Below are 15,830 nucleotides of genomic sequence, written 5' to 3'. Positions count from 1 at the left end.
GCCGCGATCTCGCAGGAGATCACGGCGCAAGGGCAAATCAGTTTGCGAGCTGCGACAGGCGCTGCGGCGCCACTGCACATATGATGTCGCTCGCCCACTGGCTGAAATCGACAGGCGAAGACTTGCGCAGGTTTGCGCGTGCTTCGCGGATCATCTGCTGACGGTGCATTTCATCGTCCATGCAGACGGACTTGCCGTCCCAGCAGCGGTTCACGATATCGTGGAACAGCGTCTTGTCATTGTAGTTGAAGAACTGCACCGCATGCTTTTCGCTCGGCTGAACCAGCGATGCATAGCGATCACGGCCCAGTTCTTCGCCCTTGGCCTTCACGTCGGCAACCCACTTGTCGAAGTCGGCCTGATTATAGGCATGCGCCTTGAAGCGCATCTGGGCAAAGCCCTGACCGCTATAATTGGCGGAAATGCCGTCGAACTCACCTTCATGATTGGCGATGAGATGCAGCTTCGTCTGCATGCTCGGCATGGTGTAGACCATGCTGCCTAGCGCCGGAATGAAGAAGGAGTTCATGATGTTGCTGGAGGTCAGCTTGAAGTTGACCGGAACATCAACAGGCATGGCCATTTCATTGACGGTGGCAATGCCCTGATCGGGATAGATGAAAAGCCATTTCCAGTCGAGCGCAACCACTTCGACATTGATCGGCTTCACGCTGGATTCCAGCGGGCGGTACGGATCGAGCTTATGCGTGCTGATCCAGGTGACCGTACCGAGAACCACGATGATCGCCAGAGGAATGAGCCAGACGCCCAGTTCGATCTTGGTCGAGTGGTGCCAGTCGGGCTGATAATCCGCCTTTTCATTCGTGGCGCGGTATTTCCAGGCGAAGTACAGCGTCATGAAGATGACAGGCAGCACGACGAGCAACATGAGGCCGGTCGCAAAAAGGATAAGATCGCGTTCCGCCACGCCGACCTCTCCCTTGGGAGAGAGAAGAACCTGGTTCTCGCAGCCGGCAAGAAACGCAGTCAGGGCCAGTACGGCGAACGAAGCGATCGTCCGAGGGATGCCGAGTTTCATTTGTCTTTCCATCCTGCACCGATGCGATCTGAAAATCTGAAACCCGCTGCCGGGACTATTCCCGGTCAGACGCTTCAGTTCTTCAGATCGCACCAGAGCGATTTCGTCTCAGTGTGGCTTTGAACCCGAAATCGCTTCCAGGCTGCTGCGATAATGGGAACCGCAGGGGTTCGTCATGTCGCGAGCGTCAAATCCGGCACGTATGTCGTTTTTCAGTTTTCGGTAAATTCTGAAAATTCCAAACGTACTGTTATAACGAATAGTTCCGTTTGTCACCTGTCTGGATAAATTTGTGCTGGATCGTAATGTCGCGGTCAAAAACGCCGCAAACCGGACTCCAATTGGCGGAAATGGCATCTCCGCCAGCGCCTGAACGCGGGGAATTGAAGCCCCTATTGCGCTGACGCGGCGGTGACTTAACCCTTTGTCCCCGGTCATGCAAGTACAACCAACGGATAAATGCTGCGATAGCCGCGCGATCTGGAACCGATAAACAACATTGTGAAGTCGCCGGGCCGCGATTAAGACAATCTAAAAACACACAACCTAAAACCCGCAACGTTTTGGGGCTGGCCGACTGAAGTCTGGAAGGAACGCCATGATTTTCGCCGACTTACCGCTCGATGAAGCCGAAGGCGCGGTACTGGCCTATGCGGTAACAGCGGGTGCGCTCACGCTGCGCAAGGGGACCGTACTCACCCGCGATCATTGCGCGGCCTTGCAGCGGGCTGGCCTCGCAAGCGTTCTGGCGGCTCGTTTCGAGCCCGGCGATATTGGCGAAGACGAAGCGGCGCAGTCGATCGGGGCCGCCCTCACCTCGCAGACGATCCATACCGGCACGGCGACGACCGGACGCATCAATCTTTTTGCCAGCTTCGATGGCGTTTTCTGCGTGAATGCTTCAACAATCGATACGGTCAACGTCTATGACGCGCGCATTTCTCTAGCGACAATACGCAATCATATGCGCGTGGAAGCAGGCCAGATGGTCGCGACGGTCAAGATCATTCCCTTTGCCGTACCAAAAAATATTGTCGATGCCATCTGCCCCCTCCTCCACGGACAACAGGCGATGGACGTCAAGGCGTTTCGCCCGCTGCGCATCGGCCTGATCCAGTCGCGACTTCCCTCGATCCGCGAGACCGTGCTCGACAAGACGCGTGAGCTGATGGAAAAGCGCGTTGCGCGCAATGGCGGCACGCTCATCGTGGAAAAGCGTGTCGCGCATGACACGGAGGCGCTGGCCAGCGCGATTTCGGGCATAAGCATTGGCTGCGACATTCTCGTGGTTTTCAGTGCATCGGCGGTTGCCGACGCCACCGACATCGTGCCGCGTTCGATCCTCCAGAGTGGCGGAGAAATTCTGCGCATCGGCATGCCGGTCGATCCCGGCAATCTGCTGGTGCTTGGAAGGCGCGACGGCAAATATATCATCGCGGCACCGGGTTCGGCCCGCAGCATGCGGGAAAACAGTCTCGACTGGGTGCTGGACCGCCTGATGGCAGGCATCGACCTCAATTCGACCGACTTGTCCCGCATGGGCGTGGGCGGGCTTCTGTTATAGGCTAATGGTCAGATGTCGAAATCGAACACCAGAATGCCGTCGACACCGCCTTCCGCAGCTTCGACGAGAGCCTTACCAACCTTGACGTGTTCGGGATGCGGCAGATAGGCGTCACGCGCCGCAGCATCGGAAAAATCCACCACAAAACCGTGGCGAAAGCCTTTTTCCAACCCTTCGGGGCTGTTGTTGGCCCCGGTCGTGACAGAAACTATGCCGTCGATCTTGCCTTTGAGAGCAACAACCGAAGCAAGTGCCCGCTCGATGGCCGCGCCATCAAGTTCCCGCTTGAATTTGATGAGAACGATGTGGCGTATCATGGAGCCTATCCGTTTCCAGAAACAGTGTTCCGTCGCCCCTGCCTGAAAAGCGGAAAGCCATAGGCAAGGAAACCAAAACGAAAAAGGCCGGGATGGACCCGACCTTCCGCTTTCACCTGAGTTGACGCCGGTTCATCCGCGGTCGTCGTCCCAGGTGAATTCCCGATACGGAGGCAGATATAAACCCTCTCCGTTTCAAGATTGTGACATCCCCCGAGATTTCTGCCAAAGAGCAGAAATCGCCCGCCGAAAATGAGCCACCCGATATCAGGCAGCCATCGCCGTTTCGGCAAATTCGGGATGGTTATAGTTCCAGACCTCGACCAGACACTGATGCATCAAATCAAGATCGACCGGACCAATCCGGCTCAAGACCAGATCAAGATCATCGCGCTCAACACCACGGTTAAGAAGCTCGACAATCGCTTCCGTGAGAATCATTTTATCGTCAAATCTGTAGCGCTGCATAAACCTGCTCCGCTAACTGCCCCAGCTTTTCATGGATTCAGACTAGACACTTATAGTTAACCGAAGCTTAAGCCACGGAAAACCAACGCAACTTTGACTGACGCCACGCAACTGACGCGAATGCTTGCCCCTGACGGCTTATGGCCGTCGCCCGATATGAAATATGTAACCAAAGCTATCCAAAAAACGGCCAGAATATCGCCAGGCCGAACAAGAATAAGTCTCATTCTTACTCCATGCTCCGCCAAAGCCAAGCAAAAACTGGCGATAGAATTTATTTCATAAAACTCTTTTAAAGTGTTCCCATGAGCTTTTTCAAAATATACGCCCAATGGTCCGTCAACCGCGTCAGAATTGGCGCTCTTGCTGCTTTGGTGGGAGCAAGTATGTTGGGCGGCTATCTCTATACGATCCAGTATAACGGCAATGTCCATGAAATTGTGCCCGGAGAGGCCTATCGTTCGAACCAGCCTGATCCGGCGCGGATCGCAAAACTGCAAAAGGCCTACGGTATCAAGACCATCATCAATCTGCGCGGTCCGGAACCGGGTGCGGATTGGTATGACGACGAAATCAACGCTTCACAAGCGCTTGGCATCCAGCATGTTGATTTTGAAATGTCGTCCAGCAAGCGGCTGTCGCCCCAGCGCGCGCAGGAGCTGATCACGCTGATGCAGAATGCCGAAAAACCGATCCTCATTCATTGCAAGGCTGGTGCCGATCGCACTGGCCTTGCCGCGGCGCTTTATGTGGCGGCTATCTCCAAGGGCGGCGAGCGCAAGGCCGAGGGGCAGATGTCCATAGCCTATGGGCATTTCGGTTTTCCGGGCAGTCCGACCCATGCGATGGATGACACCTTCGAAGAGCTTGAACCGACGTTCAACTTTTCCGGGTCCTGAACTGCCTTCTAATATTTATCTGAACGCAAAAACGCCGGGACAAGCCCGGCGTTTCTGATTGTCTGTCGAGGGCGTCTTATTCGAGGCCGACGATCTTGCCGTCATCCCACTTGAAGATGTCGAAGCTCGGCGAGCTGAGGTCGCCATTTTCGCCATAGGTCAGCGTGCCGATTGCGGTTTCGATCGGCTTGCCGTCATGCAGAGCCTTGGCAACGGCAGCCGAATCTTCGGCAGAACCAGCGCTTTCGATGCCAGCCTTGATGACTTCAACTGCGGCATAGGCGTTCATGGTGAAGGCTTCAGCCGGGATACCCTTGGCCTTCAGCGCTTCGATGGCGTCCTTGGATGCGGGGTTCTTCGTGGCGTCCTTGGCATTGGTGAACAGCGTGCCCTGGGCGTTGGTGCCGCCGATTGCCCAATATTCGGTGTTGGACAGGCCTTCGCCACCGAGAACCAGCGCCTGCATGCCAGCGTCATGCAGCTGACGCGACAAGAGACCGCCTTCGGCATGGTAGCCGCCGAAATAGACGACATCAGCGCCTGCCGACTTCAGCTTGGTGACCAGTGCGCTGAAATCCTTGTCGCCCGGCGTGACGGAATCGTAATGCACTTCCGTAACACCGCCCTTATTGATCGCAGCCTTGAAAGCGTCGGCCAAGCCCTTGCCATAGGCGCCCTTGTCGTGGATCACAGCGACCTTCTTGTCCTTGAAGTTCTTCAGGACATAATCGGCCATGACTTCGGCCTGCTGGTCGTCGCGGCCGCAGGTGCGGAACACGTTTTCCAGCTTGCGTGCGGTCAGATCCGGGCCAGTTGCGGTCGGGGTGACCATCAGCACGCCGTTTTCAGAGAAAACGTCGGATACCGGAATGGCAACGCCGGTCGTGACCGGGCCAACGACGAACTTGATGCCATCGCCGACGATCTGGTTGGCAGCAGAGACGCCCTGCTTCGGTTCACCGGCGTCGTCGGCAAACTTCAGAACGATCTTCTCGCCCTTGATGCCGCCAGCCTTGTTGATGACTTCGGCAGCGGTTTCTGCGCCCTTCTTCACCTGATCGCCGAAAGCGGCAACCGGACCCGTCAGCGGTGCAACCACGCCGATGGTGATGTCGGCATAAGCAGCGCTGGCAAAACCGAGAGTAGCAGCGAAAGCTACGCTGGACAGAAGTTTCAGGTTCATTCTTTTTCTCCTTTGGTGGGGCGCCGTCCTGGGACGCGCCCTCATCTAACCCATGATGGCAACCCATCCGGTCAATTGTCAGCGCTTACGTGCTGCCGAATTGCCGGGCCCTCCCTTTTGTTTCATCTTACGATCTCAAAGGGTCGATCCAAAAGCGCGCCGCACCGCACCCAAAAAGGGACTGGAGCCATAATATTATCCAAAACAGCCTCGGCGGTTTCGGAAAACTGCTCCAAAACGGGAGCCGCTTTCGTGATGTGCTAAGAATGCATTTCCGGCTTTCGATTGCAAGGGGCCAAGTGCCCACAGTGACAGCGAAAATCGGCCTCCTCCCAAAGTCTAACTCCCTCCCTTCCATGATGGTGATTGCTTCGCAAAAAAGGCCGCGATCCCTTCCGCGGCCTCCGGTGTTTCCCATGTGTCGGCAAGACGGGTGAGCGTCATGTCGATGACGGCTTCGTCAATCGGCGCGACCAGCGCGCGGACGAGCCGTTTCGACGCCGCAACCGCCGCCGGTGCGGTGGAAAAATACGGTTTGATCTCCGCCTCGACCGCCACATCCAGCTGCTCAGCCTCGACCACCTCATGAAGGAGGCCGATACGCATTGCCTCCTGCGCGTCGAACAGTCGGGCAGAGGTAAATGTGCGCAGTGCATGGGCCTGACCAATGCGCGCCACGACATAGGGGCTGATGGTGGCAGGTATCAGACCAAGCTTCGTCTCCGTCAGGCCGAAGCGCGCGCCGGACACGCCGATGGCTGCATCACAGACACTGATGAGGCCGATACCACCACCATAGGCTTGTCCATTGACGCGCGCGATCAGCGGTTTTGGCAGATCGCGAAGCGCCTTCAGCATCAAGGCGAGCTTGCGCGCTTCCTCGATCCGCTGCGCACGGCTGGCATTCACCTGCGCCTGCATCCAGCCAAGGTCGCCGCCCGCGCAAAAGCTCGTGCCCGCACCGGTCAGAACCACAATCCTCACCTTCGGATTATCCGCCAGATGCAGCGCCGCAGTGGTCAGTTCATCGATCATCAGGCCGGACAGCACATTGTGCTGCTCGGGCCGGTTCAGCGTCAGCGTTGCGACGCTGCGCGCGTCAATGGCAAGCTGAATGGTCTCGAAAGGGTTCATGCGGCTCTATCCTGACGCAGCGCCTGCGCGAACAATGCCGCCGACCGCAGCTTGTCCAGATCAAGGCCGGTTTCAAAACCCAAACCGTGCAAAAGTTCGGCCACTGCCACCGTATCGACATTGCCCTTGGCACCCGGCGCAAAAGGACAACCGCCCAGACCGCCGACCGATGCATCGAACACCCGCAAGCCCTTTTCCAGACTGACGCGAATATTGTCGAGCGCACGTCCGCCCGTGTCGTGATAATGGCCCGCAAGGCTGTGCGCAGGGGCGATGGCAAGCACCGCATCCAGCATGGCCGCGACCTTGTCGGGCGTACCGCGCCCAATCGTGTCGCCAAGGCTCACCTCATGGCAACCGAGCGAGAACAGCTGCTCAGTCACATCGGCAACGGCCTGTGGCGCGGTCGGCCCGTCATAGGGGCATTCGATGGCGCAACTGACATAGCCGCGCACCGCAAGCCCGTCATTGATTGCAGCGCCAATCACCGGCGACAGGCGTTCGATGCTCTCGGCAATCGTGCAGTTGATGTTGGCTTTGGAAAAACCCTCCGAGGCGGAAATGAAAACCGCACACTCATCGACATTGGCCGCAGCCGCCGCCTCATAGCCCTTCATGTTCGGCACGAGCACAGAATAGCGCACGCTGTCGGCGCGACGAATGCCCGCCATCACGTCTGCCGCATCGGCCAGCTGCGCCACCCATTTCGGGCTCACGAAACTTGTCGCCTCAATGCGGGCATAACCGCAGCCGGACAGGCGGTCGATCAGCGCGATCTTGTCCGCCGTCGGCACAAAACGTTTCTCGTTTTGCAGGCCGTCACGTGCTGCCATTTCAACGATTTCGACGTGTTCAGCCATGTTCATCCTCCAATTCGACAAGCAATGCGCCTTCACTGACCTGATCGCCAGCCACAACGGTAATGGATGTGATCTTGCCGTCGCGTGGCGCAGTCAGTGACAGTTCCATCTTCATCGCCTCCATCGTCACCAGCGGATCGCCTTTGGCGACGCTGGTGCCTTCCACGGCGGATACGAGCCGCACGAGTCCTGGCATCGGTGCAAGAATGCGGCTTTCCGTGGACGCATCATCTTCCGCTCCGGCAGACAACACATGATGAAATATGGTGTCGCGCCCGTCGAACTGCACCGTCACATCATGCCCGATGCGAACGACAGACGCTTCCGACACACGAGCATCGACGGAGAACCGAACCAGCCCGTTTGCGTGACTGCGGATTTCGACCGCGCCGAAATCGAAGCTGAAACGCCGTTGATCATTGATCGTAAAGCTGATTGTCCGGCGTTCGCCCTGATGGTCGAGCAGCACCGAGCGCGATGCATCGCCCCACAGACGAAATCCGCGCAGGCTCGACCATGGATCGTCGCTCAGCGGCGCATCCAGCAGATCGAGCGCCGCCAATGCCGCCAGTGCAAAGGCGATTTCCGATGGCGGCTCGTCAGCAAATAATTGCCCTGCCTCGCGGGCAATCAGCCCGGTATCGACATCGCCGGTGCGAAACGCATCCAGCTTGCAAAGCGCAGACAGGAACTGCCGATTGGTGACAAGACCGGCAATGCGGGTCTTGCCCAACGCCGTATCCAACCGGTTCAGCGCCTCTTCGCGATCCCGGCCATGGACGATAATCTTCGCGATCATCGGATCATAGAACGGCGTGATGGTATCGCCTGTCCGCACACCGGAATCGACACGCGCATGTTCAGGCGGCGCGAACAGCGCGAGCCTGCCTGTCGCAGGCAGGAAGTCGCGGGCCGGGTCCTCTGCATAGAGCCGCGCTTCAAAGGCCCAGCCGTGGATGGCAAGCTCGTCCTGCCGCTTCGGCAAGGTTTCGCCCGAGGCCACGCGCAACTGCCATTCGACCAGATCGAGACCGGTGATCGCTTCCGTCACCGGATGTTCCACCTGCAAGCGCGTGTTCATTTCCATGAAGAAGAACCGGTCAGGCCGCAGCCCTTCCGACACATCGGCGATGAACTCCACCGTGCCCGCGCCGGAATAGCCGATGGCCAAAGCGGCCTTCACCGCAGCTTCGCCCATCACCGCGCGCATATCCGGCGTCATGCCGGGTGCAGGCGCTTCCTCGATCACCTTCTGGTGGCGGCGTTGCAGCGAGCAATCGCGCTCAAAAAGATGCACCGCATGGCCGTGATTATCGCCGAAGACCTGCACCTCGATATGGCGCGGCTTGGTCATATATTTTTCCACCAGCACGGCGCTGTCGCCGAACGAGGCTTCCGCCTCGCGACGCGCGCTGTCCAGCGCTGCTGCAAAATCCACCGCCTGATCGACGCGCCGCATACCTTTGCCGCCGCCACCCGCCCGGGCCTTGATCAGCACCGGATAGCCGATGCGATCCGCCTCGCTTTTGAGGAAAGCGCCGTCCTGGTTGTCGCCGTGATAGCCCGGCACGACGGGAACACCGGCTTTTTCCATCAGCGCCTTGGCGGCATCCTTTAACCCCATGGCGCGGATGGCTTTTGCCGAGGGACCGATAAAGACCAGCCCTGCTGCCTCGACGGCATCCACAAAACCGGCGTTCTCCGAGAGAAAGCCATAGCCCGGATGGATTGCCTCCGCGCCGGTTTCAAGTGCAGCTTTGATAATCGCCTCGACATTGAGATAGCTCTGCGCCGAAAGCGCTGGACCGACGCGAACGGCCTCATCGGCCATTTCCACATGCAGCGCATTGGCATCCGCATCCGAATAGATCGCCACCGTGGCGATACCGAATTGACGCGCCGTACGGATAACCCGGCAGGCAATTTCCCCGCGATTGGCAATCAGTATCTTTTTGAACATCTGATCGCCCCCTCACATTCTGAACAGGCCAAAACGCGTCGGCTCGACTGGCGCATTCAGCGTTGCGGAAAGCGAAAGGCCCAGCACTTCGCGGCTCTTGCGCGGATCGACGATGCCGTCATCCCAAAGCCGCGCCGAGGCATAAAGCGGATGGCTCTGGCGCTCGAACATTTCAAGCGTCGGACGCTTGAACTCCGCTTCCTCTTCCGCCGACCATGTTCCACCGGTGCGTTCGATCCCGTCGCGCTTGACGGTCGCCAGCACGCCCGCCGCCTGCTCGCCACCCATCACGGCGATGCGGCTGTTCGGCCAGGTCCACAGAAAGCGTGGGGAATAGGCCCGTCCCGCCATACCGTAATTGCCCGCGCCATAGGATGCACCGATCAGCATGGTGATTTTCGGCACATTGGCCGTCGCCACCGCCGTCACCAGCTTGGCGCCGTGCTTGGCGATGCCTTCCGCCTCATATTTGCGCCCGACCATGAAGCCGGTGATGTTCTGCAAAAACACCAGCGGAATATTGCGCTGGCAGCAAAGCTCGATGAAATGCGCGCCCTTGGTGGCCGCTTCGGAAAACAGCACACCATTATTGGCGATGATGCCCACCGGCATCCCGTAAATGCTGGCAAAGCCACAAACCAGCGTAGCGCCATAACGCGCCTTGAACTCATCGAAATCCGAACCATCGACCAGCCGCGCAATCACCTCGCGCACATCATAGGGAATGCGCGTATCGGCGGAAACCACGCCCAGAAGCTCTTCCGGGTCATAGAGCGGGGCCGAACCGTCGCCCTTCGCAATGAAGGAGCGTTTCTCACTGTTGAGATTGGCCGCGATGGCGCGCGCAATCTGCAAGGCATGGGCATCGTCATTGGCCAGATGATCGGCCACGCCGGACAGCCTTGTATGCACATCGCCACCGCCGAGATCTTCCGCCGTCACCACTTCGCCGGTCGCGGCCTTCACCAGCGGCGGGCCAGCCAGAAAGATCGTACCCTGATTGCGCACGATCACCGTCTCGTCGCTCATGGCAGGCACATAAGCGCCGCCCGCCGTGCATGACCCCATGACCACGGCGACCTGCGGAATGCCCGCTGCCGACATCTGCGCCTGATTATAGAAAATGCGTCCGAAATGGTCGCGATCCGGGAACACCTCGTCCTGATTGGGCAGGTTGGCCCCGCCTGAATCGACCAGATAGATGCAGGGCAGACGATTCTCGCCCGCGATCTCCTGCGCGCGCAGATGCTTTTTCACCGTCACCGGATAATAGGTGCCACCCTTCACCGTTGCATCGTTGCAGACGATCATACATTCGCGGCCCGATACGCGCCCAATGCCGGTGATGATGCCGCCGGAAGGAGCTGCACCGCCATACATGCCGTGACCCGCCGTCAGACCGACTTCCAGAAAGGGCGAACCCGGATCAAGCAATTGCGCAACGCGGTCACGGGGAAGCAGCTTGCCGCGTGCGACATGACGTTCGCGCGCTTTCTCGCCGCCGCCATCGATGGCAAGGCGGGACGCCTCGGCCACGATATCGATGGCCTCAAGCATGGCCTTGCGGTTAGCCTGATAGCTAGTGCTTCGCGTCGATATCTCGGATTTCAGAACCGGCATCAACGGGTCTCCTGAAACAATTCCCGCCCGATCAGCATACGCCGGATTTCCGACGTACCCGCACCGATTTCGTAAAGCTTGGCATCGCGCAGCAGACGCCCGGTCGGATAGTCGTTGATATAGCCATTGCCGCCCAGCGACTGGATTGCCTGCAAGGCCATCTGGGTCGCATTTTCCGCGGTGTAGAGAATGCAGCCCGCCGCATCCTTGCGCGTCGTCTCGCCCCGGTCGCAGGCCGCCGCCACGGCATAGGTATAGGCACGCGAGGCGTTGAAGGTCACATACATGTCGGCGAGCTTGCCCTGCATCAGCTGGAACTCGCCAATCGGCTGATCGAACTGCTTGCGCTCATGCACATAGGGCACGACGACATCAAGACAGGCTGCCATGATGCCAAGCGGGCCGCCCGCGAGCACCACACGCTCATAGTCGAGGCCGGACATCAGCACGTTGACGCCCTTGCCGACCTCGCCCAGCACATTCTCGGCAGGCACTTCGCAATTTTCGAACACCAGCTCGCAGGTGTTGGAGCCGCGCATGCCAAGCTTGTCGAGCTTTTGCGCGGTCGAGAAACCCTTGAAACTTTTCTCGACGATAAAGGCACTCATCCCGCGCGAGCCAGCCGACGGATCGGTCTTGGCGTAGACCACCAGCACATCGGCATCCGGGCCGTTGGTGATCCACATCTTGTTGCCGTTCAGCACATAGGCGTCGCCGCGCTTTTCGGCGCGAAGCTTCATCGAAACCACGTCCGATCCGGCTCCCGGCTCGGACATGGCGAGCGCGCCGACATGTTCACCGGAAATGAGCTTTGGCAGATATTTGGCGCGCTGCTCGCTTGAGCCGTTGCGCTTGATCTGGTTGACGCAGAGATTGGAATGCGCGCCATAGCTGAGGCCAATCGAGGCCGAGGCGCGGCTGATCTCTTCCATGGCCACGCAATGGGCGAGATAGCCGAGACCCGCGCCGCCATACTCTTCCGGCGCCGTGATGCCCAGCACACCCAGCTCACCCAGTTCACGCCACAGATGCATGGGAAATGCGTTATTACGGTCGGTTTCAGCGGCAAGCGGCGCAATGCGGCTTTCCGCGAAACGGCGCACGGTCTCACGAAGGGCTTCGATCTCCTCGCCAAGACCGAAATTCATGCCCGAAGCAAACATACTCGTCCTCCACAAGTTCTGCCCGGTATCCATCTTTTTCAAGACGGCTATGTCTGGTCAGAGTGTCCCGTGGCGGTCAAATAGGCAATGGCTTTGCGCGGCGTTCTGTGGCTATTTATTACCGGATAAAGAAATTTTGTTGCGCGAAAACCGGCGACCTTCGTCGCCGGTTTAGACTTTTTTTCGCATTTCCGAACGCAAAACTGCTTCACACTTTTGCTGGAAATGCTCTCGATCAGTCCGCTTGAAGCTCCGCAATGTCGCGATAAAGCTCCAGCGCTTCCGGATTGGCCAGCGCCTCACGGTTTTTCACGTCGCGGCCATGCACGATATCGCGAACGGCAAGTTCAACGATCTTGCCCGATTTGGTGCGCGGAATATCCCGGACGGCGACGATCTTTGCCGGAACGTGGCGCGGCGTAGCGCCGGTACGGATCTTAGTCTTGATGCGCGCCTTCAGATCGTCATCCAGCGTCACGCCTTCAGCAAGCCGCACGAACAGCACAACCCGCACATCCTTGTCCCAATCCTGACCGATGCAGAGCGCCTCGGCGATCTCCGGCATCTGCTCGACCTGATTGTAGATTTCCGCCGTGCCGATGCGCACGCCGCCGGGGTTCAGCGTCGCGTCCGAACGTCCATGAATGACGATGCCGTCATGTTCGGTCCATTCGGCAAAATCACCATGGCACCAGATATTATCGAAGCGCTCGAAATAGGCGGCCTGATATTTCGCCCCGTCCGGGTCGTTCCAGAACTGCAGCGGCATGCATGGAAACGCCTTCGTGCAGACCAGTTCGCCTTTCTGCATGCGCACCGGCTTGCCGTCGTCGTTCCAGACATCGACGGCCATGCCGAGGCCAGCGCCCTGAATTTCGCCCAGCCAGACGGGTTCCGTCGGCACGCCCAGCACAAAGCAGGACACGATATCCGTTCCGCCGGAAATGGACGCAAGATGCACATCCGGCTTGATGGCATCATAGACGAAGGCAAAGCCTTCCGGCGACAACGGCGAGCCGGTGGACGAAACAGTGCGCAGCGCCGAGAGGTCGTGCGTTTCGCCCGGCTTCAGCCCGGCTTTCAGCACGGCGTCGATAAACTTTGCCGATGTGCCGAAATAGGTCATGCCTTCGGCGGCGGCATAATCGAACAGCACATTGCCATCGGGATAGAATGGTGAGCCGTCATAGAGCAGCAAGGTGGCCCCGGAACCGATGCCCGACGCCAGCCAGTTCCACATCATCCAGCCGCAAGTGGTGAAATAGAAGAACTTGTCGCCTTCGCGGATATCTGCATGGAGGCGCTGCTCTTTCAGATGCTGCAACAGCACCCCACCGGCGCGATGGACGATGCATTTTGGAATGCCGGTCGTGCCGGAGGAAAACAGAATATAGACCGGATGATCGAAAGGCAGGCGTGTGAATTCGACAGGCTTTGCGGCAAAGGCGCTCAGCGCTTCATCAAGCGCAACGCCCTTCTCGGCCTTCTGCGCGACGGCTTCCGCTTCGCCCAGATAGGACACGATCACCGACCGACGCAATCCCGGCAGCTGTGCCGTGACCTGCGCCACCTTGTCGGCCACCTCGATGCGCTTGCCATTGTACCAATAGCCATCGCAGGCAAAGAACAGCTTCGGTTCGATCTGGCCGAAGCGGTCGAGCACACCCTGCACGCCGAAATCCGGCGAGCACGACGACCAGACGGCGCCGATGGAGCTGGCGGCCAGCATCAGCGCAACGGCCTCCGGCATATTGGGCATCATGCCCGCGATGCGGTCGCCCGGCTCTACGCCTTCGGCCAGCATGAATTGCTGGAGTTTCGAGACAAGCGCGTGGAGATCGTTCCAGCTCAGGCGACGCTCCACCTTGTCCTCGCCACGGAAGACGATGGCGTCGTCATGGCCCTGCTGGCGCAGGAGATTTTCCGCGAAATTAAGCCGCGCTTCGGGAAAGAATTTCGCCTCGCGCATGTGTCCCTTGTCGACAAGGGCGGTTGCACCGCGCTCGCCAATGACCTCGCAGAAATCCCAGATGAGCGTCCAGAAGCCCGCGCGATCTTCCACCGACCAGCGATGCAGCGCCGCATAATCCGACAGGCTGAGGCCGGTGCGCTGTTCGGCGCGAATGCGGAATTGTTCCAGCGCGCTGGCTGCGATGCGTTGCGCATCGGGCTGCCACAGCGGATGGTCGTGCGAAAACTGCGTGGAAACGGGCTCGGTGCTCATCATTCCTCCATGACACGGGCGCAGCAGACACCAGTTACGGGCTGCGCCGCCAGAGGTTTCTAAAAGAGACTTTCCGGTACGTCCATGCTTTTCCGGGTCATGCGTCGCGTCGGCGCATCATCGGTGCGCTTTCACCCTGTCTGTCCATACACAAGTCGATGCGGCGCACCGCCCAGCGGTGGATCGGATTTTCAAACAGATGCCATGCAGCAATGGCGACAAGCACACTGATCAACGTGCAGCCGGAAATCAGCAGAAGCGCGCTGAAGCCACTCTGCGCGGCTTCTGCCGGAAGTATCGCGAAGGCGATCTTGAAGAAAAACTGGCCGACCAGAGGGTGAAGAATGAAAATTCCGAAACTGTAACGCGACAATTTCACGAAGCCGTTCCATCGCAACGGCGTGTAGATGTTCTGCATGCTCGCGGCATAGAGAATATAGGTGCAAAAATAGAGGAAGACGAGCCGCCAGGGCCCTTCCAATGTTTGAACGCCATCCATCGCGCTTTGTGGATGATAAAACAGAAACACCACCAAACAGCCGGCGAGAGCGAGCATAATCAGCGGTTTCGGCAGATCGGTATGCTTTCGCCGCGCCAGCCACATGCCGAACAGAAACGACGGCAGCGCGCGAAACACGCCGATATCGGCAAATTGTATCCGCGTCAGCGATGCTGTGCCGACCGAGCGCGCCAGATATTCGCCGCCCAGCAAGGCAATGGCGACCACAACCAGCACACCGCTGCCCAGCCGTTTGCAGAACCAGTCGAAGAGCGGGAAACACAGATACATCAGGAACAGCGCGCTGAGCGACCAGCTGACGTAATTATAGGACAGGCTTTCGCCGAATCCCCAGCTTTGCACGAGGAACAATTGGGCCACACCGTCCCACACATTCATGTTCGGCAGCACAGCGGGGTGTAAAAACCCCTTGGCCGTCAGCACCGATATGAGCGCGAAACAGAAAAAGGTCACCAGATGCAGCGGATAGATTCGCGCAAGGCGCTTGCCCATAAAAGCAGCGTAGTGGCGCGGGTCCCAGATATAGTTTGCGCGCCGCGCCAGAAAGAGACCGGAGACTATAAAAAAGACATCGGTAAAATAAGCAAATGTTGATATAAGATCAGACAGTGCATCGTTCTTCACGGAAATCCGAAAAGAATAATGGAAGAATGCGATCCCGAGACACAATACAAACCGGAGACCGTCGAAGTCAGGAAGCCGTTTCATTACAAGACATCTTAAACAATATGCACAGGGATGTCAGTATATGCTTCCGCGATAAAGTCGAGTGTGAAATGATCTTGCGGACAAGAAATTCGACAAAAATCGAACGTCGGGCTCTCAGAGCCTGAATCAAAAAGCGGCATGTGTGCGAAAATGGTGATTCTCGAATACCAG

General features: G+C 58.4%; 13 protein-coding genes. 2 read left to right on the top strand and 11 right to left on the bottom strand.

The features are described from left to right. Positions 1-37 precede the first annotated feature (37 nt). The gene (gene cyoA / locus HWD97_RS01380; RefSeq protein WP_140024510.1) at positions 38-1,039 is read right to left on the bottom strand and encodes a ubiquinol oxidase subunit II; all 1,002 of its coding nucleotides are present in this window, start codon (positions 1,037-1,039) and stop codon (positions 38-40) included. Between the two features lie 598 nt (positions 1,040-1,637). Between cyoA and HWD97_RS01375 the strand changes: the two genes are divergently transcribed. Further along, the gene (locus HWD97_RS01375; RefSeq protein WP_140024511.1) at positions 1,638-2,603 is read left to right on the top strand and encodes a molybdopterin-binding protein; all 966 of its coding nucleotides are present in this window, start codon (positions 1,638-1,640) and stop codon (positions 2,601-2,603) included. A gap of 8 nt (positions 2,604-2,611) precedes the next feature. Here HWD97_RS01375 and HWD97_RS01370 read toward each other — a convergent pair whose 3' ends face one another. Both HWD97_RS01370 and HWD97_RS01365 read right to left on the bottom strand, forming a co-directional pair. Further along, positions 2,612-2,920, bottom strand: a complete 309-nt coding sequence (locus HWD97_RS01370; protein ID WP_140024512.1) for a Dabb family protein — start codon at positions 2,918-2,920, stop codon at positions 2,612-2,614. A gap of 267 nt (positions 2,921-3,187) precedes the next feature. Then, positions 3,188-3,388 carry a hypothetical protein gene (locus HWD97_RS01365; protein WP_109368090.1) on the bottom strand — a complete coding sequence of 67 codons (201 nt, stop codon included), beginning with the start codon at positions 3,386-3,388 and terminating at the stop codon, positions 3,188-3,190. A gap of 386 nt (positions 3,389-3,774) precedes the next feature. On the opposite strand from HWD97_RS01365, the gene HWD97_RS01360 reads away from it, so the two are divergent. After that, positions 3,775-4,287, top strand: a complete 513-nt coding sequence (locus tag HWD97_RS01360) for a dual specificity protein phosphatase family protein (protein WP_235942792.1) — start codon at positions 3,775-3,777, stop codon at positions 4,285-4,287. A 76-nt stretch (positions 4,288-4,363) separates the two neighbouring features. Here HWD97_RS01360 and HWD97_RS01355 read toward each other — a convergent pair whose 3' ends face one another. The 8 genes from HWD97_RS01355 to HWD97_RS01320 form a co-directional block, all read right to left on the bottom strand. After that, a complete protein-coding gene (locus tag HWD97_RS01355) occupies positions 4,364-5,470 on the bottom strand; it encodes a branched-chain amino acid ABC transporter substrate-binding protein (RefSeq protein WP_140024535.1) in 1,107 nt (368 codons plus the stop codon). A 339-nt stretch (positions 5,471-5,809) separates the two neighbouring features. Continuing rightward, on the bottom strand, positions 5,810-6,604 hold the full coding sequence (locus HWD97_RS01350; RefSeq protein ID WP_140024536.1) for a crotonase/enoyl-CoA hydratase family protein: 795 nt from the start codon (positions 6,602-6,604) through the stop codon (positions 5,810-5,812). Continuing rightward, a complete protein-coding gene (locus HWD97_RS01345; RefSeq protein ID WP_371834613.1) occupies positions 6,601-7,464 on the bottom strand; it encodes a hydroxymethylglutaryl-CoA lyase in 864 nt (287 codons plus the stop codon). The genes HWD97_RS01350 and HWD97_RS01345 overlap by 4 nt, the downstream gene beginning before the upstream one ends. Further along, positions 7,457-9,424 carry an acetyl-CoA carboxylase biotin carboxylase subunit gene (locus HWD97_RS01340; protein ID WP_371834612.1) on the bottom strand — a complete coding sequence of 656 codons (1,968 nt, stop codon included), beginning with the start codon at positions 9,422-9,424 and terminating at the stop codon, positions 7,457-7,459. The genes HWD97_RS01345 and HWD97_RS01340 overlap by 8 nt, the downstream gene beginning before the upstream one ends. A 12-nt stretch (positions 9,425-9,436) precedes the next feature. Further along, complete coding sequence (locus tag HWD97_RS01335) at positions 9,437-11,044, bottom strand: carboxyl transferase domain-containing protein (protein ID WP_371834611.1); 1,608 nt, start codon at positions 11,042-11,044, stop codon at positions 9,437-9,439. Beyond that, positions 11,044-12,192 carry an isovaleryl-CoA dehydrogenase gene (locus HWD97_RS01330; protein ID WP_171317214.1) on the bottom strand — a complete coding sequence of 383 codons (1,149 nt, stop codon included), beginning with the start codon at positions 12,190-12,192 and terminating at the stop codon, positions 11,044-11,046. Before HWD97_RS01330 ends, HWD97_RS01335 begins: the two co-directional genes overlap by 1 nt. A 250-nt stretch (positions 12,193-12,442) precedes the next feature. Continuing rightward, positions 12,443-14,431 carry an acetoacetate--CoA ligase gene (locus tag HWD97_RS01325; protein ID WP_371834610.1) on the bottom strand — a complete coding sequence of 663 codons (1,989 nt, stop codon included), beginning with the start codon at positions 14,429-14,431 and terminating at the stop codon, positions 12,443-12,445. Between the two features lie 97 nt (positions 14,432-14,528). Further along, complete coding sequence (locus HWD97_RS01320; protein WP_371834609.1) at positions 14,529-15,659, bottom strand: acyltransferase family protein; 1,131 nt, start codon at positions 15,657-15,659, stop codon at positions 14,529-14,531. Between the last annotated feature and the right edge of the window lie 171 nt (positions 15,660-15,830).

Origin of the sequence: Ochrobactrum sp. C6C9 (assembly GCF_022627935.1) — a bacterium.
Lineage (GTDB): Bacteria > Pseudomonadota > Alphaproteobacteria > Rhizobiales > Rhizobiaceae > Brucella > Brucella teleogrylli.
Note: the sequence above shows the minus strand (reverse complement) of the source record. Positions and strands in the feature narration are given on the sequence as shown.